At 73.7% G+C, this 23,088-nt stretch carries 21 protein-coding genes and 2 pseudogenes; 11 read left to right on the forward strand and 12 right to left on the reverse strand.

What is annotated here, in order from left to right:
• The first annotated feature begins 103 nt into the window (after window positions 1-103).
• Entirely contained in the window at window positions 104-1,726 is a 1,623-nt protein-coding gene (groL, locus tag OHS82_RS23155) for a chaperonin GroEL (protein ID WP_057579125.1), read from the forward strand.
• 315 nt (window positions 1,727-2,041) lie between these two features.
• Window positions 2,042-3,169 carry an NADH:flavin oxidoreductase gene (locus OHS82_RS23160; protein WP_057579122.1) on the forward strand — a complete coding sequence of 376 codons (1,128 nt, stop codon included), beginning with the start codon at window positions 2,042-2,044 and terminating at the stop codon, window positions 3,167-3,169.
• Between the two features lie 39 nt (window positions 3,170-3,208).
• On the opposite strand, the gene OHS82_RS23165 is transcribed toward OHS82_RS23160, so the two are convergent.
• From OHS82_RS23165 to murQ, 3 genes are all read right to left on the reverse strand, one after another.
• Window positions 3,209-3,778 carry a hypothetical protein gene (locus OHS82_RS23165; RefSeq protein WP_057579121.1) on the reverse strand — a complete coding sequence of 190 codons (570 nt, stop codon included), beginning with the start codon at window positions 3,776-3,778 and terminating at the stop codon, window positions 3,209-3,211.
• Window positions 3,779-3,913: 135 nt separating this feature from the next.
• Entirely contained in the window at window positions 3,914-5,422 is a 1,509-nt protein-coding gene (locus OHS82_RS23170) for a PTS transporter subunit EIIC (protein WP_107105220.1), read from the reverse strand.
• A 16-nt stretch (window positions 5,423-5,438) separates the two neighbouring features.
• Window positions 5,439-6,374: an N-acetylmuramic acid 6-phosphate etherase gene (gene murQ, locus OHS82_RS23175; RefSeq protein ID WP_057579119.1), complete on the reverse strand. Its 936-nt coding sequence runs from the start codon at window positions 6,372-6,374 to the stop codon at window positions 5,439-5,441.
• 176 nt (window positions 6,375-6,550) lie between these two features.
• On the opposite strand from murQ, the gene OHS82_RS23180 reads away from it, so the two are divergent.
• Together OHS82_RS23180 and OHS82_RS23185 are read left to right on the forward strand one after the other, a co-directional pair.
• Window positions 6,551-6,934, forward strand: coding sequence for a hypothetical protein (locus OHS82_RS23180; RefSeq protein ID WP_266720854.1), 384 nt, complete (start codon window positions 6,551-6,553; stop codon window positions 6,932-6,934).
• 7 nt (window positions 6,935-6,941) lie between these two features.
• Window positions 6,942-7,247, forward strand: a complete 306-nt coding sequence (locus OHS82_RS23185) for a DUF4031 domain-containing protein (protein WP_057579115.1) — start codon at window positions 6,942-6,944, stop codon at window positions 7,245-7,247.
• A 65-nt stretch (window positions 7,248-7,312) separates the two neighbouring features.
• Here the strand turns inward: OHS82_RS23185 and OHS82_RS23190 are convergent, their stop codons facing one another.
• The 3 genes and pseudogenes from OHS82_RS23190 to OHS82_RS23200 all read right to left on the reverse strand — a co-directional run bounded on the left by OHS82_RS23190 (window position 7,313) and on the right by OHS82_RS23200 (window position 9,457).
• Window positions 7,313-8,173: a hypothetical protein gene (locus OHS82_RS23190; protein ID WP_328434398.1), complete on the reverse strand. Its 861-nt coding sequence runs from the start codon at window positions 8,171-8,173 to the stop codon at window positions 7,313-7,315.
• 112 nt (window positions 8,174-8,285) lie between these two features.
• A pseudogene (locus tag OHS82_RS23195) lies at window positions 8,286-8,780 on the reverse strand (GNAT family N-acetyltransferase); the annotation flags it as partial.
• Window positions 8,781-8,812: 32 nt separating this feature from the next.
• Window positions 8,813-9,457 (reverse strand): HD domain-containing protein, encoded by a 645-nt coding sequence (locus OHS82_RS23200; protein ID WP_057579109.1) that lies wholly within the window; start codon window positions 9,455-9,457, stop codon window positions 8,813-8,815.
• Between the two features lie 157 nt (window positions 9,458-9,614).
• On the opposite strand from OHS82_RS23200, the gene OHS82_RS23205 reads away from it, so the two are divergent.
• On the forward strand, window positions 9,615-10,403 hold the full coding sequence (locus OHS82_RS23205) for a copper homeostasis protein CutC (RefSeq protein WP_328434399.1): 789 nt from the start codon (window positions 9,615-9,617) through the stop codon (window positions 10,401-10,403).
• Window positions 10,404-10,426: 23 nt separating this feature from the next.
• Here OHS82_RS23205 and OHS82_RS23210 read toward each other — a convergent pair whose 3' ends face one another.
• Complete coding sequence (locus OHS82_RS23210) at window positions 10,427-12,487, reverse strand: HelD family protein (protein ID WP_057579107.1); 2,061 nt, start codon at window positions 12,485-12,487, stop codon at window positions 10,427-10,429.
• Between the two features lie 266 nt (window positions 12,488-12,753).
• Between OHS82_RS23210 and OHS82_RS23215 the strand changes: the two genes are divergently transcribed.
• Window positions 12,754-12,933, forward strand: coding sequence for a hypothetical protein (locus OHS82_RS23215; RefSeq protein WP_199863795.1), 180 nt, complete (start codon window positions 12,754-12,756; stop codon window positions 12,931-12,933).
• Between the two features lie 43 nt (window positions 12,934-12,976).
• Here OHS82_RS23215 and OHS82_RS23220 read toward each other — a convergent pair whose 3' ends face one another.
• Window positions 12,977-14,623, reverse strand: coding sequence for a DNA repair helicase XPB (locus OHS82_RS23220; RefSeq protein WP_057579409.1), 1,647 nt, complete (start codon window positions 14,621-14,623; stop codon window positions 12,977-12,979).
• A gap of 193 nt (window positions 14,624-14,816) precedes the next feature.
• On the opposite strand from OHS82_RS23220, the gene OHS82_RS23225 reads away from it, so the two are divergent.
• The gene (locus OHS82_RS23225) at window positions 14,817-15,371 is read left to right on the forward strand and encodes a hypothetical protein (protein WP_328434400.1); all 555 of its coding nucleotides are present in this window, start codon (window positions 14,817-14,819) and stop codon (window positions 15,369-15,371) included.
• A gap of 184 nt (window positions 15,372-15,555) precedes the next feature.
• Here OHS82_RS23225 and OHS82_RS23230 read toward each other — a convergent pair whose 3' ends face one another.
• The gene (locus OHS82_RS23230; RefSeq protein ID WP_328434401.1) at window positions 15,556-18,195 is read right to left on the reverse strand and encodes a helicase-associated domain-containing protein; all 2,640 of its coding nucleotides are present in this window, start codon (window positions 18,193-18,195) and stop codon (window positions 15,556-15,558) included.
• Between the two features lie 79 nt (window positions 18,196-18,274).
• On the opposite strand from OHS82_RS23230, the gene OHS82_RS23235 reads away from it, so the two are divergent.
• Both OHS82_RS23235 and OHS82_RS23240 read left to right on the forward strand, forming a co-directional pair.
• Window positions 18,275-19,402 (forward strand): hypothetical protein, encoded by a 1,128-nt coding sequence (locus OHS82_RS23235; protein ID WP_057579101.1) that lies wholly within the window; start codon window positions 18,275-18,277, stop codon window positions 19,400-19,402.
• Window positions 19,403-19,511: 109 nt separating this feature from the next.
• Window positions 19,512-20,150 (forward strand): HAD family hydrolase, encoded by a 639-nt coding sequence (locus tag OHS82_RS23240; protein ID WP_057579099.1) that lies wholly within the window; start codon window positions 19,512-19,514, stop codon window positions 20,148-20,150.
• Here the strand turns inward: OHS82_RS23240 and OHS82_RS23245 are convergent.
• Window positions 20,147-20,398, reverse strand: coding sequence for a hypothetical protein (locus OHS82_RS23245; protein ID WP_057579097.1), 252 nt, complete (start codon window positions 20,396-20,398; stop codon window positions 20,147-20,149). The two genes, OHS82_RS23240 and OHS82_RS23245, sit on opposite strands and share 4 nt — an antisense overlap.
• A 168-nt stretch (window positions 20,399-20,566) precedes the next feature.
• Between OHS82_RS23245 and OHS82_RS23250 the strand changes: the two are divergent.
• Both OHS82_RS23250 and OHS82_RS23255 read left to right on the forward strand, forming a co-directional pair.
• Window positions 20,567-20,907 (forward strand): annotated as a pseudogene (locus OHS82_RS23250) (IS5/IS1182 family transposase); the annotation flags it as partial.
• Window positions 20,908-21,095: 188 nt separating this feature from the next.
• Window positions 21,096-21,479, forward strand: a complete 384-nt coding sequence (locus OHS82_RS23255; RefSeq protein WP_057579095.1) for a cold-shock protein — start codon at window positions 21,096-21,098, stop codon at window positions 21,477-21,479.
• Between the two features lie 19 nt (window positions 21,480-21,498).
• Here the strand turns inward: OHS82_RS23255 and OHS82_RS23260 are convergent, their stop codons facing one another.
• Complete coding sequence (locus tag OHS82_RS23260; protein WP_328434402.1) at window positions 21,499-22,392, reverse strand: 1,4-dihydroxy-6-naphthoate synthase; 894 nt, start codon at window positions 22,390-22,392, stop codon at window positions 21,499-21,501.
• Window positions 22,379-23,086, reverse strand: coding sequence for a futalosine hydrolase (locus tag OHS82_RS23265; RefSeq protein ID WP_242433159.1), 708 nt, complete (start codon window positions 23,084-23,086; stop codon window positions 22,379-22,381). Before OHS82_RS23265 ends, OHS82_RS23260 begins: the two co-directional genes overlap by 14 nt.
• Window positions 23,087-23,088 lie beyond the last annotated feature (2 nt).

Below are 23,088 nucleotides of genomic sequence, written 5' to 3' on the forward strand. Positions count from 1 at the left end.
GCAGGCCAGGTGGGGCAAGGAACCACACGGCCGGCGAGCCGTCCGTCGCGGGCGCGGGCGCGGTCCGAAGGAATCACCCCCAGTCCTGGAGGGACCACTTCACATGGCCAAGATCATCGCGTTCGACGAGGAGGCGCGGCGCGGCCTCGAGCGCGGCATGAACCAGCTCGCGGACGCCGTCAAGGTGACGCTCGGCCCCAAGGGCCGCAACGTCGTCCTCGAGAAGAAGTGGGGCGCCCCCACGATCACCAACGATGGTGTCTCCATCGCCAAGGAGATCGAGCTCGAGGACCCGTACGAGAAGATCGGCGCCGAGCTGGTCAAGGAAGTCGCGAAGAAGACGGACGACGTCGCCGGTGACGGCACGACCACCGCGACCGTCCTCGCCCAGGCCCTCGTCAAGGAAGGCCTGCGCAACGTAGCCGCCGGCGCCAACCCGATGGCTCTCAAGCGCGGCATCGAGAAGGCCGTCGAGGCCGTCTCCGGCGCCCTGCTCGAGCAGGCGAAGGATGTCGAGACCAAGGAGCAGATCGCCTCCACGGCCTCCATCTCCGCCGCCGACACCCAGATCGGCGAGCTCATCGCCGAGGCGATGGACAAGGTCGGCAAGGAAGGCGTCATCACGGTCGAGGAGTCGCAGACCTTCGGCCTGGAGCTCGAGCTCACCGAGGGCATGCGCTTCGACAAGGGCTACATCTCGGCGTACTTCGCCACCGACATGGAGCGTATGGAGGCCGTCCTCGACGACCCGTACATCCTGATCGCGAACTCCAAGATCGCCAACGTCAAGGACCTGCTCCCGCTCCTCGAGAAGGTCATGCAGGGCGGCAAGCCGCTGCTGATCATCGCCGAGGACGTCGAGGGCGAGGCCCTGTCGACCCTGGTCGTCAACAAGATCCGCGGCACCTTCAAGTCCGTCGCGGTCAAGGCCCCGGGCTTCGGCGACCGCCGCAAGGCGATGCTGAACGACATCGCCATCCTCACCGGTGGCGAGGTCATCTCCGAGGAGGTCGGTCTCAAGCTCGAGAACACGACCCTCGACCTGCTCGGCAAGGCCCGCAAGGTCGTCATCACCAAGGACGAGACGACCATCGTCGACGGTGCCGGCGACTCGGACCAGGTCGCGGGCCGGGTCAACCAGATCCGCGCCGAGATCGAGAACAGCGACTCGGACTACGACCGCGAGAAGCTGCAGGAGCGCCTGGCGAAGCTCGCCGGCGGTGTCGCGGTCATCAAGGCCGGCGCCGCCACCGAGGTGGAGCTCAAGGAGCGCAAGCACCGCATCGAGGACGCCGTCCGCAACGCGAAGGCCGCCGTCGAGGAGGGCATCGTCGCCGGTGGTGGCGTGGCGCTCATCCAGGCCTCCGCCGTCTTCGAGAAGCTGGAGCTCGAGGGTGACGAGGCGACCGGCGCCAACGCCGTGCGCATCGCGCTCGAGGCCCCGCTCAAGCAGATCGCCGTCAACGGTGGTCTCGAGGGTGGCGTCGTCGTGGAGAAGGTCCGCAACCTGCCCATCGGCCACGGTCTGAACGCCGCGACCGGTGAGTACGTCGACATGATCGCCGAGGGCATCATCGACCCGGCGAAGGTGACGCGCTCCGCTCTGCAGAACGCCGCCTCCATCGCCGCGCTGTTCCTCACCACCGAGGCCGTCATCGCCGACAAGCCGGAGAAGGCCGCCGCGCCCGCCGGCGGCGGCATGCCGGGCGGTGACATGGACTTCTGATCGACCTGACGGTTGATCGCCTGTCCTTCGGACCGAGGGCGGTACTTCCCGGAAACGGGGGGTGCCGCCCTCGGGCGTTTCAGGGGGTGGCCGGGCGCGGCTTCCAGGCAGTCGGTGCCACGGTTTCCAGGCAGTCGGTGCCACTGCCCCCGCTGCAGAACGCGGCACCGCTTCCCGAGGGGAGCGTGTCCGGGATCACTCGGGGATCTGCGGGGCGGTCGGAATGCGGTCGGGGGTCGGCGGAGTTGTGCGGGGGAGCACTCGATGCGTGTGCACATACCAGCTGGTTCATCGTCGTCCCGAGGAGTCCCTCACGTGAGCATCACCCCGCCTGCCGCCTCGCGCGCCGCCGAGATCCTCTCGCGGCCGGTCTCGATCAACGGACTGACCGTCCCGAACCGCATCGTCATGGCACCCATGACGCGCATGTTCTCCCCGGACGGCGTCCCCGGCGAGGACGTGGTGTCGTACTACGGCCGCCGCGCCGCCGCAGGTGTCGGTCTCATCGTCACCGAGGGCACCTACGTCGGGCACGACTCCGCCGGGCAGAGCGACCGGGTCCCCCGGTTCCACGGGGCGGAGCAGCTCGAGGGCTGGGCGAAGGTCGCGGAGGCCGTGCACGCGGGCGGCGGGAAGATCGTGCCGCAGCTGTGGCACATCGGCATGGTGCGCAAGCAGGGTGAGCCGCCGTACGCGGACGCGCCCGCCGTCGGGCCTTCCGGCATCCGGCTGGACGGCACCGAGGGCGCCGGCAAGGCGATGACCCAGCGCGACCTGGACGACGTCATCGGCGCGTTCGCCGAGGCCGCGGCCGCCGCCGAGCGCATCGGGTTCGACGGCGTCGAGCTGCACGGCGCCCACGGCTACCTGCTCGACCAGTTCCTGTGGGCCGGCACCAACCGCCGGACCGACGCCTACGGCGGCGACCTGGTGGCCCGCACGAAGTTCGCCGCCGAGATCGTGGCCGCCGTCCGCGCGACCGTCTCCGCCGAGTTCCCGGTCATCTTCCGCTACTCGCAGTGGAAGTCGGACGCCTACGACGCCCGTCTCGCCGAGACCCCCGAGGAGCTGGAGGCCCTCCTCGCCCCGCTCGCCGCCGCCGGCGTCGACGCCTTCCACGCCTCCACCCGCCGCTACTGGCTGCCGGAGTTCGACGGCTCCGACCTGAACCTCGCGGGCTGGACGAAGAAGCTCACCGGCAAGCCCTCCATCACGGTCGGCTCGGTCGGCCTCGACGGCGACTTCATCCGGGGCTTCGCGGGCGAGGGCGCGCCGGTCAAGGGGATCGACGACCTCCTGGACCGTCTGGAGCGCGACGAGTTCGACATGGTGGCCGTCGGTCGGGCGCTGCTGCAGGACCCGGAGTGGGCGGCGAAGGTGCTGGGCGGCCGTCTCGACGAGCTGAAGCCCTACGACGCCGCCGCGCTGCGCACCCTGAGCTGAGCCTCGACCCGGCTCTGCCGCCCGGGGGGACGGGACCGCTCAGAGGTTGCCGAGCGGCTCGATGTCCACCTTCACCGGGGTGCCCCAGATCCGCAGGACCTCGTAGTCGGTGAACTCGTGCACGAGCCGGTAGGCCATCGCGGGACGGGACCCCCGGCGCAGGGCGGCGATGTACAGCTCCGCCTCGCGCCGGTCCCGCCGCGGTGTTCCGCAGAGCTGCCACTCCTGGCCGTTCCACAGCTCCGCCAGCCAGCGCTGCTGGGGCTGCGGGCGGTCGGCGCGGGTGCCGTACCGCGAAGGTGCGGGGGTGGTGTGGGGCGCCTGCGGCGGCGGGCCGTTGAACTCGGCGCGCCGGGCCGTCCGGCGGCGCGTCTCGCACAGCAGGCACAGGTCGGCCGCCGCCTGGTCGACCGGACCGTACGGGTGTTCGGCGCATCGGGTGGTCGGGACGGCGCCGACCACGCTGTCGTCCAGCAGCTCCAGCGCTCGCCGCAGATCGGCCTTGACCTCGTGCAACCGGGCGTCGGGGGTGTCCGCGGTGAGGGCGTCGCCGTGTTCGCCGAGCACACGGAGGGCACGGCCGAGCGCGGTGAGCTGGGCGTGGTTCATGGCCCCAAGGGTAGGGCTCGCGCTGAACGACGACTTTCGCCGGAGAACGGCTCTCGGCCGACGACGGCCCGCGCCGGACGACGGCTCTCGCCGGCCGCGTCCGCGGGAGCGGGCCTCGATGCGGGAGCGGCGGCCTCAGTGCGTGGGCGGGGCGGTGGTGGTGGCGGGCGGGGTGGCCGGGTCGGGCCGGGGGGTCGTTTCGGGTGGAGTGAAGGGGCCGAGGTTGTCCGGGGGAGCGGTATCCACGGCGGTGGCCGTGGTCGTGGGGGACAGGGCCGCGGCCGCTGCCCGGACGCCGCCGAAGACGTAGGTGGCGGCGAAGCCGACCGCGTACCCGGTCAGCAGGCCGCCCGCGTAGACCGCCGCCGTGGTGCCCGGCCCCCGGTCGCCCGCCAGCAGCGGGAACAGGGCCCAGCCCGACGGGCCGATCGCCGTCGCCCCGACCCGGTCGCCGAGCATCGCGAAGAACCCGATGAAGGCGCCGCCGGCCGCGCCGCCCGCGCAGGCGGTGAGGAACGGGCGGCCCAGCGGCAGCGACACCCCGTAGATCAGGGGCTCGCCGACGCCCAGCAGCCCGGCCGGGAGCGCCGACCTGATCGTCGTCCGCAGCGCCACGTCGTCGCGCAGCCGGACGTACACCGCCGCCGCCGCGCCGACCTGGCCCGCGCCCGCCATCGCCAGCACCGGCAGCAGGACCGTGTACCCCTGCTGCTCGATGAGCGTGGTGTGGACGGGGATCAGCGCCTGGTGCAGGCCCAGCATCACCAGCGGCAGGAAGAGCCCGCCCAGCAGCAGGCCGGCGAAGGCGCCCGTCGTCGTCAGCAGCCAGTTCGCCGCCGAGCCGACGGCCGCCGAGACCGCGCCGGCCGCGTACATCAGCCCGTACAGGGTGCCGAGACCGGCGACCAGGACCGTCAGGGCGGGGGTGAGGAGCACGTCCAGCGTCTCCGGTACCCGGCCGCGGCACTGCTTCTCCACGTACGTCGCCAGCAGCGCGGCCGCCAGCGCGCCGAGGACGCCGCCCTGGCCGGGAGCGAGCGTCACCCCGAACGCCGTCACCTTCGCGACCCCCGGATACACGACGATCGCCGCGACCGCGCCGCCCAGGACCGGTGTGCCGCCGAACTCCTTCGCCGTGTTGTGGCCCACGAAGACGGCGATCAGCGCCATGAAGCCGGAGGCGACGGCGGTCAGCGCCGGCGTGAGACCCGGCAGCAGGCCCGCGTTGAGGAGCAGGCCGTTCGCGCCGGCCAGGATCCCGCAGCCGACGAGGGCCGGGACGAGGGGGACGAAGACCGCGGCGAGGCGGCGCAGGGCGCTTTTCAGCGGGGTCGCGTCGCGCTCGCGCTGCCGCGCCTTCAGTCCGGCGCCGCGTGCCGCCAGCCGGTGTGCGGCCGTCAGCTGCTCGAAGTCGGCCGTCACCCGGGTCACCACGCCCGGCCCGAGGACGATCTGGAAGGCGCCGTCGGCCACCACGACGCCGAGCACCCCGGGCAGCGCCCGCAGGGCCTCCTCGTCCGCCCGGGACGGATCGGCGAGGTCCAGTCGCAGCCGGGTCATGCAGTGGGCGACGGACAGGACGTTCGCGGGGCCGCCCACCAGGGGCAGGATCGCGGCGGCTGTGGAGGAGGAGTCGATGCGCACCCCCCGAGCGTGCGGCTCAGCGGCCCGCCGCGGTGAGAGCGGCGCGCAGATGTCCCCCGGACTCCTCCAGAAGGCGGGCGGCGACCGGCCCCTCCACCCCCGCCAGCACCACCAGGATCGCGGCCTTCACCTCGCCGTCCGCCGCCGCGAGAGCCGCCTCGATCTCGTCGTCCGGCGCACCCGTCGCCAGCGCGACGATCCGTCGCGACCGGGCGCGCAGCTTCTCGTTGGAGGCTCGGACGTCGACCATCAGGTTCCCGTACGTCTTGCCCAGCCGGATCATCGTGATCGTCGAGACCATGTTCAGCACCAGCTTCTGCGCGGTGCCCGCCTTCAACCGGGTCGAGCCGGTGAGCAGCTCGGGGCCCACCACCACCTCGATCGCGTGCTCGGCGGCGGCGGCCAGCGCGCTGCCCGCGTTGCAGGCCAGAGCGACGGTCAGCGCGCCCCGCGCGCGGGCGTGCCGCACCGCGCCGACCGCGTAGGGGGTGCGGCCCGAGGCGGAGACGCCGATCACCGTGTCGTCGGGGGTGAGGGAGAGCGCGGCGAGATCCGCCTCGGCGAGCTCGGGGGAGTCCTCGGCGCCCTCGACCGGGACGGTCATGGCCGGCGGCCCGCCCGCGATCACCCCGACGACCCGGCCGGGGGCGGTGCCGAAGGTGGGCGGGCACTCGGAGGCGTCGAGCACGCCGAGCCGTCCCGCGGTGCCCGCGCCCGCGTAGACCAGCCGTCCGCCGCGCGCCATCCGCGTCGCCGTCGCGTCGACGACGGCGGCGATGCGCGGGAGCTGTGCGGCCACGGCGGCGGCGACGCCGGCGTCCTCCGCGTTCATCAGCCGGGCGATGTCGAGGGTGGGGAGGCGGTCGATCTCGGCGAGGTCGGGGCGGAAGGCCTCGGTGGTGAGGGTGTCGAGCGCGGTGCGCAGATCCTGGGAGCCGGCACTGGAGGTCATGGAGTTTCCGGTTCTCTCGTCGGCAGGGACCCTGCAACATCTACCGCCGGCGGTGGGCCGACGCCTGATGCGACGCGGCCGGACCGGGTGCGGAGCTCTCCGGCGACGCCTGCGCGGGCGGCACATGAAACGTATTTTCTGTCCGGGAGCGGGTCGGGAGTGCGCACAATAGGGGCATGGACCCCACCAGCCCCCTGGAACAGACGTTGCACACAGCGCGTGCCCTGGTGCTCGCCGACCTGGCCTCGGGCGAGGTCGCCGCGGCGGACGTGGTGTCGATGGTCGAGGACTCGGTCGTGCAGCGCCGCTGGTGGGTCGAGCAGTGGCCGGACGGCGCGGCGTTCGTGGCCGGTCTGGTGGCCCAGGACGTGCAGGACGCGCTGCTGGAGCGGTACGGGCGCTGGCCGCTGTGCCCGGTCTGCGGCTCCGGCGACCCGCACGCCCTCGACGTCGAGCCCGAGCTGGGCCCCGACCCGCACTGGGTGTGCCACAAGGCCGGGGTGAAGGTCGCCTCGGTGGGCTCGCTGGGGTCGGCCATGGGAGGCGGGCCGTCCGCGTGAGGCGCTCATGACCGTCTACATCGACCCGCCGGACTGGCCGGGGCACGGCCGGATGTGGTCGCACCTGGTCAGCGACGTCTCGTATGCCGAACTGCAGGCGTTCGCCGACCGGTTGGGCGTCCCGCGGCGGGCCTTCGAACGCGACCACTACGACATTCCGTCCCCTCGCTACGACGAGGTGGTGGCGGCCGGCGCGGTCGAGGTGAGCAGCCGTGAGGTGGTGAGGCTGCTGACGGCGGCCGGCCTGCGCCGGCGCAAGAGCGGCAGCCGGGACGGGTCCGGGGCGACGGCCGGGGGTGACGGCCGGGGGTGACGGCAGCCGGGACGGGGGCCGCTGCGATGAGAGCCGCCGGGACGGGGTCCGCGGTGAAGGCGTCGTCAGCTGCTGAAGACCGGTTCCATGGTGTGCCACCAGGCCGCGAGGCTGGTGTGGTCGGGGCCGCTGATCTGGACCAGCGCGGGGCGGTCGTAGTACGAGCAGAGGAAGACGTACTGCCCGGTGTCCGACAGGAAGCAGACGACGTCCCCGGCGGAGTCGCCGGTGTTGTTCTCGCGCCAGGTGCCGTAGGCGTTGGTCCGCGCCTCGCAGTCGCCGGGCTGCAGTCGGGCGGCGTAGGACTGGAAGACGGCGTCGCGGTCGGACTTGGTCCCGTACATGATGACGCTCGCCTTGCCGGAGCCCGAGACGCCGTACTGGTCGACGGTGGTCACCGTGCAGTACAGGGCGGCGTCCGCGCCCCGCCACTCGGTGTGCGCGCAGCTGTCGCGCGACCACTGGTCGGTGTTGAGCGTGTCGCGCAGGGCGCGTTCGTCCGCGGTCAGCCCGTCGTTCCCGCTGTCGTCGGTGGTGCCTGCGCCGCCGGACGTCCCGCCGGAGTCGGAGGCGCCTGAGGTGCCCCCGGCCGTGGTCCCTCCGGCCGTGGTTCCGCCGGCCGTGGTTCCGTCGGTCGTTCCCTCGGTGGCGCCGTCCGTCGTCGTCCCGTCCGTGCCGCCGTCGCCCGTCGTGGAGCCCGAAGCGGAGTCGCCGCCGGAAACGGAACCGGAGGTCGAGCCGGAAGTGGAACTGGAGCTCGAGCCGCCGGTCACGCCGCCCCCGCCGCCGTGGGACGACTGGTAGATGCCCACGACGGCGAGCACCGAACTGACGACGACCCCGATGATGGCCCACCGCACACTCTGTCGGGCCAGCCGGTGGTGGTCGGGAGGGTCCGGTGGTGTGGACGGGCCGGTCGTGCTCATGGCGTTCCCCCGTTTCCCCCGGCGTGCGCGACCGCGCGCGGCGCGGCCGTGTCGGAATTATCCGAAGCGGAGGGCGTGGGCCGGGAGGCAAAGCGACGAAGATCGGCCGCGGCTACGTCAGGTGCGGTCGGCCGCGCAGCTCATACGCGTACTCCCCCTCGCCTTCGCCGACCCGGACGAAACCGGCCCGTTCGAGCACGGCCCGCGAGGGGGCGTTGAGGTGTTCGACGACCGCGAACAGGCGTCGCACGTCGTCCCGTGCCAGCGCCCATCCGGCGAGCGCGCGCAGGGCCTCGGTCGCGTAGCCCCGGCCGCGGGCGGCCTCGACCAGGTCGTAGCCGATCTCCGTGCGGCCGTCGTCGTCGGGAGCGGCGTGGAAGCCCATGCTGCCGACGGCCAGGCCGTCCGACCGCCGTACGAGGACGTACAGGCCGAACTCCGGGCGGTGCACGCCGGCCGCGTACGCCGTGGTCAGCATTCCGGCGGCGTCCCGGGTGCCGGCGAACGGGGAGCCCCCGAGCCAGTCGAAGCCCCCGCCGCCGCCCGCCCGCAGTCCGGCGGCGACCGTGGGGGAGACGCCCACGAGGGTGAGCCGCCCGGCGGGAATGTGCGGGGCGGCGGGCAGGTGCGCGGCGGCGGTCATGAGGCCAGCAGCTCCAGCTCGCCCCGCAGGTTGTAGCGGGCCGTGTCCTCCCAGTGGTCGCTCCCGTACGGCGTTCTGAACAGCCGGGGCAGGGCGAGGAGTTGGCGCAGGACGTCCGAGCGGCCGGCCCGGAAGGCGTCGTTCGGCACGAAGGAGTACTCCTCGCGGACGGCGGTGGTGTAGGCGGCGTACTCGGACGGCGGCGAGGCGAGGACCGCGAGGTCGGCGTCGCACAGCACCCGGCCGTCGGGGTCGTCGTCGGCCGGGTCGTGGGTGACGGTGAGCCGGACGAGCCGCGCGATCTCGGCCGTCTTCTCCGCGGGCGCGCCGGCCTCGGCGAGGGCGCGCTCGGCGAGACGGGCGGAGCGCTCCTCGTTCTCGGAGCGGTCGGGGAGGTAGACGGCGTCGTGGAACCAGGCGGCCAGCCGGACGACGTCCGGGTCGGCGGCGTGCTCCTGGAGGACGTCGACGCGGTCGAGGACGTCGGTGAGATGGGTCAGCGTGTGGTAGCGGCGCTGCGGCTCCTGCCAGCGGGTGAGGAGGGCGTCGGCGTAGGGCGCGGGATCGGCGCCGCCGCCCGGGCCCCGGACCCCTTCCAGTGCGTGGCTGAAACGGGTGCGCAGCGCGTCGAGATCGGCCATGGCCTCATTGTCCCGCCGACCGGCGTATTCTTAAATTGGACTAGACCTGTAAAGCGCCAGGGTGCGGAACGCGCGCCGCGGACCGCCGACGAACTCCGACGGCGCCGATGAACGCCGACGAACGCCATGAACGCCGAACGCCGACGAATGGGGACCCATGAGCAAGCGTGCAGTTCTGGAGGTGATCGCCCTCGACGCCGAGGACGCGGTCGCCGCCCAGGCCGGAGGCGCGGACCGCCTCGAGCTGGTCACCGAGATGGCCGCCGACGGGCTCACCCCGCCGGTCGCGGTGTTCGCCGCCGTCCGGGCCGCCGTCGACCTCTCCCTGCGCGTCATGCTGCGGCTGTCCGACGGCTTCGCGGCCGGGGACGTCGACCGCCTCGTGCGGGCCGCCGCCGACCTGCGGGCGGCCGGCGCGCAGGAGTTCGTGCTCGGCTTCCTCGACGCGCAGGGCGCGGTGGACCTTCCCGCCGTCGAGCGGGTCGTCGCCGAGCTGGACGGCTGCCGCTGGACCTTCCACCGAGCCCTCGACCACGCCGCCGACCGCGACGCCCTGCGCAAGCAGCTGGACGGCCTGCCCGGACTGGACGCCTACCTCACCGCCGGCTCCCCGGCCGGGGTCGACGCGGGCCTGCCCACCCTGCTCGCCGAGGCCGCCCGGCACGGTGAACAGGGCTATGAACAGCGCCTCCTCGTCGGCGGCGGCCTGCGCCTCGGCCACCTGTCGAGGCTGCGGGCCGCCGGGATCGACGCGTTCCACATCGGCGGCGCGGCCCGCCCGCACGGCTGGTCCGGCCCGGTGTCGGCACACGCCGTCCGCGAGTGGCGCAGTGCGGTGGACGGCGGGCACCCCGAGCCCACGGCGCACCCCGAGCCCACGGCGCACCCCAAGCCCACGGCGCACCCCGAGACGGCGGCGCGTGCGGGGCGGGGCCAGGGCGGGTAGGCCGGAGCCGGGCGGGGCTCCGGTCAGGTGAGTTGTCGGGGCAGGGGGGCGGTGTGGGTGACGAGGAGGCCCGAGACCGCCCGGGTCAGGGCCACGTACAGGCGGCGCAGGCCCGTCCGTTCGTCGGGCTCCCCCTCGACCACGGCCTGCGGTTCGTCCAGCACGACGTAGTCGTACTCCAGGCCCTTGGCCAGCGACGCCGGGACCAGGGTGAGGCGGGTCTCGGCCGTCGTCTCCTCACCAGGGGACAGCCACCGGACGCCCGCCGCCGCCAGCGCCTCGGCCAGCGCCGGGATCCGGGCGTCGGCCGCGATCAGGCCCGTCGAGCCCTCGTTGCGCAGCAGCTCCTCGCACGCCTCGACGACGTCCGCCGTGTCCGCGACCTCCCGGAGGTCGAAGAAGCCGGGGTTCTCACGGACCGACGCGACGGGGGTGAGGCCCGGCGCGATGTGCGGCAGCAGCCGGGAGGCGTAGACGATCACGTCCGTCGGCACACGGAATCCGGCCGTCAGCTCCTCGACCACCGCGTCCGCCTTGCCCAGATGCCCGAGAGCCTCCTCCCAGCTCCGGGTCGCCCACGGGGTGGTGCCCTGCGCCAGATCGCCCAGCACGGTCGCCGACCCCGTCGTGCAACGGCGGCCGACCGCCCGGTACTGCATCGGCGACAGGTCCTGCGCCTCGTCGAGGACCACATGACCGAGCGAGTGCGTGCGCTCCACCAGGTCCCTCGCCTCGTCGATCAGCACCGCGTCCGCCGCCGACCACCTGGCCGCCTTCACCGACCGCGCCGGCTTGGCCGCGAGGATCGTCTTCTGCTCCTGCTCGCTCAGCACGCCGTCCGCGTGCTCGGCGAGGAACTCCGCGTCCGTCAGCAGCCGCAGCACCAGCTTCGCCGGGTCGACGACCGGCCAGACCTCCTTCACGGCCGCCTTCACCGCGCTGTTGCGGGCCACGGCGTCCTGCACCCGGTCGTCCGGGGCCTCGCCCGAGCGCTCCATCTGCACCAGCACCGCGTGCGCGATGCGCTGCGGCAGAGCCTCGCGGGCGGCCCCGTACCGGATGTCCCGGCCGAGCAACTCCCGCACCATCTCCTCGAGTTCGTACGCCGAAACCCGCCAGCGCCGCGACCCCCGCACCACGACGACCGGTTCGGCCGGCATCCGCACCTGCGCGTAGACGGCCCGCCGCAGCACCTGCGCCATCCTCGCGTCGCCCTTGACGAGCGCCGCCTCCGCGTCGTCCGCGCCCCGCACCTCCACATGGGCCACCAGGTCGTCCACCGTGCCCTGGCGGACCGTCAGCTCGCCCAGCGCCGGCAGCACCTGCTCGATGTAGTGGAGGAAGGACTTGTTCGGCCCGATCACCAGCGTGCCGGTGCGCGCGAGCCGCTCACGGTGGGCGTACAGCAGATACGCCACCCGGTGCAGACCGACCGCGGTCTTCCCGGTCCCCGGACCGCCCTGCACGCACACCGTGCCGCCCAACCCGCTGCGCACGATCTCGTCCTGCTCGGGCTGGATGGTGGCGACGATGTCCCGCATCGGGCCCACACGCGGCCGCTCGATCTCCTGCTGGAGCAGCTTGCTGGTGGCGGCGGCCTCGGTGGGGTCGGACAGGTGCTCGTCCTCGTACGCCGTGATGTCCCCGCGGGTGTAGCCGAAGCGGCGGCGCAGCCCGACGTCCAGCGGGTCCTTCTTCGACGCCCGGTAGAACGGCTGCGAGACCGGCGCACGCCAGTCGATGACCATCGGGTCGCCGTCGCCGTCGTGCACATGGCGACGCCCGATGTAGAACTTCTCGCCCTCCGCGCCCTCCGCCCGGTCCGCGCCCGGAGCGTGCAGGTAGTCGAGGCGGCCGAAGAACAGCGGGGTGTCGCTGAGATCGGCCAGCGCCTTGATCCGTTCCCCGATCTGCCGCTCCAGGATCTGCGCGTTGACCCAGTTCGCGGTGACGTCGCTGATGTCGAGGGACTCGACGTCCTCCCGCATCGCGCGCAGGGCCGCGCGGGAGGACGCGAGATGGCCGCGTTCGCGGGCGAGGGGGTCGTCGTCGACGGACGTGCGGGACGAGGGCGGCGTGGACAAGGGGGTGCCTCCGGGCCGGCTGAGGGTGGGCTACGGCGATTGCCGTCCGGTTTCCGTCCGGACGGCGGCGCTCCGAGGGGAGGCGGGCAAGAGCGGAGAGTCTAGGTGAGCCGCCGAAAGCGCGCCAACGCATTTCCCCGGCGCCCCCGAGGGACACGCCTCCGTCCCGTAGGGGACACCCCCGCTCACAGGTGTACCCAGGGAGTACGCCGAATGGGGACCTGGGACCGATGCCCCCCTTATGTCCCCGCGCGCACCATGGAGACATGAGTGCAGCGACCATCACCCCGGCCCCCGGTCGCCCGTCCGGCGCGACCCCCCTGTCCGACCACCACCGCCACCGCCTCGGCGACGCCCTGCGCGCGGTGAAGGTGTTCGTCGGCGCCGCCTTCGACGTGATCGTCCTCGGCGAGTACCGCGAGGAGGCCGGCGTCCGCCGCAGGTGAAGACCTGCGGGGTCGGCTCACGCCTCGGGCGGCCACCAGGCCCTCAGGCCTCCTCCGCCAGCAACTCGTCCGCGTCCATGATCCGGTAGGCGTACCCCTGCTCCGCCAGGAACCGCTGGCGGTGCGCCGCGAAGTCCTGGTCGATGGTGTCCCGCGCCACCACCGAGTAGAAGTGGGCCTGGTGCCCGTCCGCCTTCGGGCGCAGCACCCGGCCGAGACGCTGCGCCTCCTCCTGCCGGGACCCGAAGGTGCCCGACACCTGGATGGCCACCGTCGCCTCCGGCAGGTCGATCGAGAAGTTCGCGACCTTCGACACCACCAGCACGCTGATCTCGCCCTCCCGGAAGGCGCCGAAGAGCTTCTCGCGCTGCGCGTTCGACGTCTCGCCCTTGATGACCGGCGCGTTCAGATGCTCGCCGAGTTCGTCGAGCTGGTCGATGTACTGCCCGATGACGAGGATCTGCTGCCCGGCGAACCGCCGCACCAGCGCCTCCGTCACCTTCCGCTTCGTCGCCGTCGTCGCACAGAAGCGGTACTTCTCCTCCGCCTCGGCCGTCGCGTACGCGAGGCGCTCCGAGTCGGTGAGATTGACCCGGACCTCCACACAGTCGGCGGGCGCGATGTAGCCCTGCGCCTCGATCTCCTTCCACGGCGCGTCGAACCGCTTCGGCCCGATGAGCGAGAACACGTCCGACTCGCGGCCGTCCTCGCGGACCAGCGTGGCCGTCAGACCGAGCCGCCGCCGCGCCTGCAGGTCGGCGGTGAACTTGAAGACCGGCGCCGGCAGGAGATGCACCTCGTCGTAGACGATCAGGCCCCAGTCCCGGGAGTCGAACAGCTCCAGATGCGGGTAGACGCCCTTGCGCCGGGTCGTCAGCACCTGGTAGGTGGCGATGGTGACCGGGCGGATCTCCTTCCGCGTCCCGCTGTACTCGCCGATCTCCTCCTCCGTCAGCGAGGTCCGCTTCACCAGCTCGTGCTTCCACTGCCGGGCCGACACCGTGTTCGTGACGAGGATCAGCGTCGTGGACTTCGCCTGCGCCATCGACCCGGCCCCGACCAGCGTCTTGCCCGCACCGCAGGGCAGCACCACGACCCCGCTGCCGCCGTGCCAGAAGTTCTCCACCGCCTGCTTCTGGTACGGGCGCAGCGCCCACCCGTCCTCGGCGAGCTCGATGGGGTGCGCCTCGCCGTCGACGTACCCCGCGAGGTCCTCGGCCGGCCAGCCCAGCTTCAGCAGCGTCTGCTTGATCTGCCCCCGCTCGGAGGGGTGCACGACGACGGTGTCCGGATCGAGCCGGGCCCCGACCAGCGGCGCGACCCGCTTCGAGCGCAGGATCTCCTCCAGCACCGGCCGATCGGTGGTGGTCAGCACCAGCCCGTGCGCCGGATGCTTGCTCAGCGTCAGCCGCCCGTACCGGTCCATCGTCTCCGCGACGTCCACGAGCAGCGCGTGCGGCACGGGATAGCGGCTGTACTGCACGAGCGCGTCCACGACCTGCTCGGCGTCGTGCCCGGCCGCCCGCGCGTTCCACAGGCCCAGCGGCGTCACCCGGTAGGTGTGGATGTGCTCCGGAGCCCGTTCCAGCTCGGCGAACGGCGCGATGGCGCGACGGCAGTCGTCCGCCTGCTCGTGGTCGACCTCCAGGAGCAGAGTCTTGTCCGACTGGACGATCAGCGGTCCGTTCACGTACGCCATCCCTTCCGCACCGGCCAAACCTCCAGTGTGCCGTACGACGTGCCGCGACGGCGTGCCGCGAGGCGGTCGGCCGCTCCGGCGGCCGTCCGGCCCGTCCCGGGGAGCGGGCAACCCTGCGCACCCTCCGTGGGTCTGACCGGGCGAGCAGGCGCGATGGGCGCGACGCGGTGAGGAGCATCACGGTATGTCGGTCCTGTCGTTCCGCAGGGGAGCGGTCGGCGTCGGAGCCGCGGCGGTGCTGGCCGCCACCGGCACCTGGGTGATGTGGCCCGCCGAGGTCGACGAAGCGCTGTGGGCCGAGGTGCGGCCGGTGATCGAGGCCCGCGTCGCGGCGGACTCGCGGGGGGACGGCCCCGGCGAGACCGTGCCCGCGTGGAGGGCACGCTGGTTCTGCCGTGCGGAGGCCCTCGAACTGGAGGAACACGCGGGCGAGATACGGGCCGGCGTCAACACGCTGTGCATCGAGTACGGGGTCCACGACCAGACCCTCGTGGAGTGCGGCGCCGGACAGTACCCGCAGGTCGTACGGCTCCAGCGGGACGCCGCGGCCGACGGCGGCTACCGGGTCGTCTCCCGGGAGGAGCCGCCGGACGGCGAGGGGTACGGCCCGTGGACGAAGGCCCACTTCGGCGTCCTCGCCCGGACCTCCCTCCACGAACCGATGCCGTCCGCCGCCCTGGAGTCCGCGGCCCGCGCCCACTTCGGCCTGCCCCCGGACGCCTCCGTCGGCGACTGCTGACCCACGACAGCCGTCGGGGGCTGCCGCGCCGGGACGGCATTCGGGGGCTGCGCGCCGGGAAGGCTGCCGGGGGCTGCTGAGCTGCGAAGGCTGCCGGGGACTGCTGCACCGCGCGAGGGCCGCCGGGCGTCGGCGCGCCGGGACGGCCGCCGGGGGCCGGTGGGCCGGGACGGCCGTCGGGGGCTCAGTCGTCTGCCAGTTCCGCCACTCCGGTGATCCGGTGCAGCGGGTATGTGCGGACCTCGTCCGCCGTGTGGTCGTACCCCGTCACGAAGCCGCCCTCCACCCGCACCGGGGCGATGACACGCTGACTGGCCGAGCCCTCCGCGTTGACGTAACCGATCCACAGCGCCCCGCCCGTGAGGACCGCGGCCTGCATGGTGGCCAGCGTCTCGGCGGAACTCGTGCGGGGCAGCTCGCCCGGCGCGAGCGGGGCGGCGTCCTCCGTCGCCTTGCGCGGTGCGGTCGCGGCCGCGTCACCCGCCCGGACGGCCCGGATCGCCGCGGTGAGCAGCGTGCCGTCGGGAACCGGCGGCCCGTCCGGCACCGGCTCGGGGGCCGTCCGGGGCGGCGTGCGGTGCGCAAGCGCGCGGGTGATCAGGACGTCCCCCTCGGCGGACTCGGCGGCGGGTGCGAAGCCCAGCGCCCGCAGCCCGTCCAGAAGGGTCGCCGGGTCGGCCTGAGCCGCCAGCACCGTCGGAGCCAGCCGGCGCAGCCGCAGTCCGGCGGCACGCTTGTCGGCGAGGATCTCGTTCAGGATCGTCTCGTCGTCGCAGCGGACGTACGCAGAGGCCGCGCCCACCCGCAGATGGCCGTGCCGGCGCGCCACGTCGTCGATCAGATAGGACAGCGGCTGAGGCACCGGCGTACGGGAGTGCTCGGCGAGGAACGCGTGCAGGTCCAAGGCGCTGCGCCCGGCGTCCAGGGCGCGCCGGACGGACCCGGGGGTGAACCGGTAGACGGTCGCGCCGCCCTTGGACTCGACGTCCGCGAGAACGCTCAGCACGTCGGCCAGCGGCCGCCGCAGCGGGCCCGGGGCGACCGCCGTCAGGTCCGCCTGGAGCAGGACGTGGTCCAACGGCTCCGGCAGCAGCGGGGCGAGCAGCCGCGCCGCGGCCGCCGCGGCCACGGCCTGCTCGGGCGGCGGGAGCGGGGCCGCGACAGCGGTGGCGGCCCGGTGATGTGCGGGCAGTTTGTCGCCGGGGCCGGCCGGAGCGGCGGCCCCGGCGGCCCGCGCGGCCCGGACGGCGGGCGGCGCGCCGCCGAGCAGGGCGCGCCCGTGCGCCGACAGCGCGCCCCGGCCGGTCACCCCCAGCAGCTCGGCCTCCGCCAGAACCCAGCGCGCGAGCCGGGAGCGGAGGTCCTCGTCACCCTGCGCGCCGGCCTGCGCGGCCCCGGAGTACCCCGGCGACCCGGGCGCCGCCTGCGTGCCGTGCGCACCCGGCGTTCCCTGTGCGCCGGCCTGTGCGCCGCGCAACGGACGCTCCCAGCGCAGCCGGGCCAGCACCGCCTCCGCGTCCGGCGCGCCGCCCTCGGGCAGCCCGGCCAGCAACGTCAGCACCCGATGACGCACCTCGGGCGCGGCGGACCGGTCGAGACCCGGACCCAGCGCCGACAGCGCCCGCTCCTTCATGTCCCGGCCGCCGACCACCCCCGAGGTCCGGGTCGCCGCCAGCCACGCCTCGGCGAGCCGCGCCCACCGCTCGGCCGGCGGCCGCTCCACCCACTCGTCGTACTCCGGGGTCGCCGCATACCGCTCGTCGGCCTCGCCGTCCGAGGCGAGCAGCCCCGCCGCGTACGCCAGCTCGACCCAGAAAGCGGCGACCGGCTCGGCCACGTCCAGCGCGACGGCCGTCCGTTTGAGGTCGCGGACGCTGATCCCGCCGGCCCGCAGCACCGCGGGCCCGCCCTCGTCCCACTCCTTCAGCAGCTCCTCGACCGTCGCCAGCGCCGTGTACGCCTGACCGGCCGCCGTCGCGTCCACCACCTGCGGCGCGTGCACCACGAGCGGCTCCACGGCCGGCGGCACCGGTTCGGGCGCCCGGTGCGCGCGGCCCCTGCGCAGATGCAGGGCGACCTCGCGCGGCAGCACGACGGTCCCGGGCGCCGTCGGCAGCAGCAGAGCACGGTCGAGCAGCCAGCGCAGCCGCGCCGCGGGATCGGCCGTGACCTGACCGTACGGCGGCCCCCACACCAGCCGTTCCAGCACCTCGAGGGACTCGGCGGGCGCCCCCGCCAGCAGTGCGGCCATCTTCCGGCGATGGGTGAACAGAGCGGTGAGCGCGCCCACGGCCGAGACCGAGTCGTGCGTCGACGGCAGCCCCACCGTCGCCACGATCTCCTGGATCCGGCCCGGCGACATGCCCGCCGTCGCCTCCCGCACACTCGGCCCGAGCCCTGTCGGCGACGGGTGCTGCGGGGACGGCGCCAGCAGCTCACGCGCGGTGCGCACCAACCGCAGACGGTCGTCCGCGCCCCACACCAGCGCCTGCTCGCGCAAGGTCGCCAACGCCGCCGGGAGGGCCGCGACCACGGCCGGCTCGCCGGCGTCCCCCGCCATCAGGCCGAACAGCTCCTCGCGGGTCGCCGGATCGCCGGCCACGGCCAGCGCCTCCGCCGTCTGCAGCACGAACCGGTCGAGCCGCTCGAGCGCGCGGACGACGGAGGCACGGGTGCCGGCGCGGGTGGCGAGCTGCGTGAGGTCGGTGGGGACCGGGGTGATGAGATCGGGGCGGGCGCGCAGCAGCGCGGCCAGGGAAGCGTCGTCCCGGGCGCGGAGCGCTTCCGCGAGGGACCGGGGGGCCGACTGGTCCTCGGTGCTCATTCTGCCCACGGTAGCGGTTGACGCCCTCGGGAGCCGCCGTCCCCGGACCTGGGGGCCCCGATGCACTAGCGTCTTCGGCGTGGGGATCGAGAGCGACCAAGTCGTCTACGAGTATCTGAGCCGCGTCGGCGACGTCGCGCAGCAGCGGCAGTTGTCGTCGGCCACCCGGATGCGGCTCGTCTCCGAGCTGCGCAACGAGATCGACCGGCGGCGGGCCAAGGCGCCCGTCGACTCGCCCGCGGCCGTCCGCCGCATCATCGACCGCCTCGGCAGCCCCGACGACCTCGTGGCCGCCGCTGCCGACGGCGGCGGCGTGCCCCGGACGCCGACGCCCTCCGTTCCCGTCCAGCGGGACCGCGACGCGCAGCCGGACCGACCGAGGCAGCAGAAACAGCCGAAGCAACAGAAACAGCCGCGGCAAGAGAAACAGCCGGAACCCACGGGAGACCCGGAGCAGCCGAAGCAGGACCGCCGGCCAGAGCGGCCCGAGCGGCCAGAGCGGCCGAAGGGGATCCGGCGGATCGTGCCCCGCCCCCGCACCGGCACGCCGCCGCCCGCCGGCGTCCCCTCCGACGCGGCGTCCCCGCCGCACCGCGCGCCCGCGCACGAACTGGGCGACGGCGGCTCAGGCCCCGACTGGTGGCTGAACGAGCCGACCCCGTTCGGCCCCGGCGAGGACATTCCCGGGTTCGTCGGCGGAGTCGAGATCCCCGACCTGCTCAAGCCGCCGCCGCGCCGAAAGCCCGAGGACGACGCCGACGACGAGTCCGACGCCGTCGAGGAAGGCGCCGCCCCCGACGACGACACCCCCGCCGCCCCCGCCCGCCGCCGTCGGCTGCGCCTGCCCCGGACCGCCGGCGCACCGGGCCGCCGCTGGAGCAACCCCCTGCTCCTGATCGCCGCCGGCTGTCTGGTCGCGGGCGCGGTGCTCGGGAACTGGTTCGTGCTGATCCTCGGGTGGCTCATCGCCTACGCCTCACGCCGGCTGACGGAGCGTGAGACGAAGGCGGCGGTCTTCTGGCTGCCCGGCCTCGCGCTCACCGCCGGCCTCGTCTGGTTGTGGGGCCGCTCCGAGGGACGTTGGGGCGCCCCCGTCGCCGAGGGGCACATGAGCGACGCGATCGCCGACACCTGGCCCTGGGTCGTCCGGGGCGCCGCCGTCGCCTCCGCCCTCTTCCTGGCCTGGCGCTCACAGCGGCAGCGGTGACGAGCGCGCGGAACACCGAAAACGCCGTAAACAACCGAAAACGCGGGAAACAACCGAAGTCGCGCGAGGGCGCCGGGCAGGTCGAGTGCCGCTCGGGCCCACCGGCACAATGGCCCCCATGACCGTCTCTCCCGCCCTCACCGTCGGCTTCGACCTCGACATGACCCTGATCGACTCCCGGCCCGGCATCCGGGCCTGCTGGGCGGAGCTGTCGGCGAGAACGGGCACGTACGTCGACGCCGACCTGGTGGTGACGCGGCTGGGGCCGCCGCTGGAGGAGGAGATCGGGAACTGGTTCCCGGCCCCGGAGATACCCGCCGTGGCCACTCTCTACCGTGAGCTCTACCCGGCGTTCGCGGTCGGCGGCAGCCTCGAGATGCCCGGCGCCCGCGAGGCCGTCGCGGCGGTCCAGGCGGCGGGCGGGCGGGCGATCGTCGTCACCGCGAAGTGGGAGCCGAACGCCCGGCTGCACATGGAACACCTGGACCTGCGGCCCGACGCGCTGATCGGCGACCTCTGGGCCGAGCAGAAGGCCCTGGCCCTGCGCGAGCACGGCGCGAGCGTCTACGTCGGCGACCACATCGGCGACGTCCTCGGCGCGCGCGCCGCGGGGGCGCTGTCCGTGACCGTGCCGACCGGCCCGATCAGCGCGGAGGAGCTGCGGACGGCCGGCGCGGACGTCGTGCTCGCCGACCTCACCGAGTTCCCCGCCTGGCTGGCCGGCCACCTCGACGACGCGGACTCCTAACCGGCCGCGCCCCGCGCCTGACGCCGGCCCGCGGCGACGGACCGCAGAACTCCCGCGCCCGCGATCAGGAATCCGACGCCCATGAGCATGCTCAGCCCGAACATGTAGGTCGGAAAGGGCGTCGTGCCGAGAAACAGCGGGGCGACCGTGACAAGGGTGGCCACGGCGCCGACGAAGAAGACGATGGCCCCGGCACGGATCAGTCGGTCACCGGGAGCGGCGGAATTCGTTTGGGTTTTGTCACGCACCCGACCAGGGTAGTTCCCCGCCCGAAGGAACAACCGGGGGACGTCTCGTCACCGGCCCGCATACCACTGGCCTTGGTGTCGGCGGGTCGTGGTCGACCCGCCCGACTGCTCTCCGGAGCGGTTCCAGAGCTGATTCCGAGCGCTGAGACAAGTTTCCCGACGACTGGTCTGCGCTACCTCGCCAGCGGTGCGAGGGCGCGGACGCGGTCCGCAAGGGGCGGCCGTGGAGCCTTCCGCCGGAAGACCGGGCTCTGCCGGTCGCGGCGTACCGGCGAACGAACGTGACGTTGCGCCAGCTCGCGGACGACACCCGGGATCACACCATCGCCGAGCGGTCGAAGAACTACCGGTACTCCACCAACCACCAGGTCGTCATCGACGCTGACACCCGCCTGCTCGTCGTGGTCGGCCGGCCGCTCGCCGGGAACGCGGCCAGACCGAACTCCCGGACGGGAAAGAAAAACAAGGGTGAAAGCGTCTCCGCCATTGCCAAGGCTCTTGGAGTCTCCCGCGCCACCCTCTACCGGCACATCGGGCAGCCCCTCACACTTCCTGCACCGCTTTGCGCCCTTGGCTCCCTGGCAGGGGCTCAGTCTCGTTTTAAGGCGTGTTGAGGTGGAGAGACCCCCGGTAGGCTGTCTCAACGGCAGATCAAGGGTGTCCGGCCAGTCCGGGAGCGATCGAGGGAGCGTGTGCTTTGCCGACTGGCAAGGTCAAATGGTTCAACAGTGAGAAGGGCTTCGGCTTTCTCTCCCGCGATGACGGCGGTGACGTCTTCGTGCATTCCTCGGTCCTCCCCGCCGGTGTCGAGGCACTGAAGCCGGGTCAGCGTGTGGAGTTCGGCGTCGTCGCAGGTCAGCGCGGAGACCAGGCGCTCTCCGTCGTCATCCTCGACCCGACCCCCTCGGTCGCCGCGGCGCAGCGCAAGAAGCCCGACGAACTGGCCTCCATCGTCCAGGACCTGACCACCCTTCTCGAGAACATCACGCCGATGCTCGAGAAGGGCCGTTACCCGGAGAAGACGTCCGGCAAGAAGATCGCCGGTCTGCTGCGCGCCGTCGCCGACCAGTTGGACGTCTGAGCGGACAACCGCCGGTCCCTCAGGGGAAATCGAGCGCACCCGGGCCGAGGGGCGGCAGCAGTCCCTCGGCCGCCGCGCGGGTCAGCAGCCCGCGAACCGCCGCGTAGCCGTCCTCGCCCAGTCCGGCCGTGAACTCGTTGACGTACAGGCCGATGTGCTGGTCGGCGACGGACGGATCCATTTCCTGGGCGTGTTCCATGACGTACGGCCGGGAGACCTCCGGGTCGTCCCAGGCGGCGCGCACGGACGCGCGGATCGAGCCGGCGAGCCGGTCGAGGGTCTCCGCGCCCAGGGACCGCTTGGCGATGATCGCGCCCAGCGGGATCGGCAGACCGGTCGTGGCCTCCCAGTGCTCGCCCATGTCCGCGAGCTTGTGCAGCCCGTAGTCCCGGTACGTGAAGCGGGCCTCGTGGATCACCAGGCCCGCGTCGACCTTCCCGTCGCGCACGGCCGGCATGATCTCGTGGAACGGCATGACGACGATCTCGCCGACGCCCCCCGGGACCTGCTCCGCCGCCCACAGCCGGAACAGCAGGTACGCCGTCGACCGCTCGCTCGGCACGGCGACCGTGCGGCCGCTGAGCCCGGCGCCGCCGGAAGGCCGCACGGCGTCCCCCGCCCCCGCCCCGGGGTCCTCGCGGGTCAGCACCAGCGGACCGCAGCCCCGGCCCAGCGCGCCCCCGCACGGCAGCAGCGCATAGGTGTCGAGGACGTACGGCAGCACCGCGTACGACACCTTCAGCACGTCCGACTCGCCGCGCTCGGCCATGCCGTTGGTGACGTCGATGTCCGCGAACGTCACGTCGAGCGCGGGCGCGTCCGGGACGCGGCCGTGCGCCAGGGCGTCGAAGACGAAGGTGTCGTTCGGGCAGGGGGAGTACGCGATCCGCAGGGGCCGCTCACTGGTCGTCATGCCGGTTCCAACTCTCGAGGACGGGTGCCAGCTTCCCGAACGCCGTCGTCAGCGCGGTCAGCGCGTCGCCGATGCGCCAGGCGGCCCGGTCGCGGGGGCCGACGGGGTTGGACACCGCGCGGATCTCCACGACGGCGACGCCGTGCGCGTCGGCCGCCTCGGCGACCCCGAAGCCCTCCATGGCCTCGGCCAGGGCGCCGGGGTGGTGCGCGCGCAGGGCCTCGGCCCGGGACGCGGTGCCGGTGACCGTGGAGACGGTCAGGATCGTGCCGACGCCGGCCCCGGTGGCGTCCGCGGCCACCCGGACGAGGGACGGGGGCGGGACGTGGGTGACCCTGCCGAAGCCCAGCTCGGTGACCGGCAGGAAGCCGTCCGCGGTCTCCGCGCCCAGGTCGGCGGCGGTGATCCGGTCCGCGACGACGAGGGAGGCGACGGGCGCTCCGGGCAGGAAGCCGCCCGCGATGCCGGCCGAGACGACCAGGTCGTACGGGGCTTGCTCGTACCGTGCGGCGGTCAGCGCGGCGGAGGCGGACGCGGCGGCGAGCGCGGGGCCCACCCCGGCGGCGAGCAGGTCGAAGGTCCCGCTCGGGCCGTGCAGGCGGTGCAGGACCACGCCGGGCAGGTGCAGCTCACGGCCGGGCTCGGGGAACGCCCGGGCCACCGCGTCCCGCTCGGCGGGGACCGCGGTGGCCACGA

Origin of the sequence: Streptomyces sp. NBC_00425 (assembly GCF_036030735.1) — a bacterium.
In the GTDB taxonomy this organism is placed as follows: Bacteria; Actinomycetota; Actinomycetes; order Streptomycetales; family Streptomycetaceae; genus Streptomyces.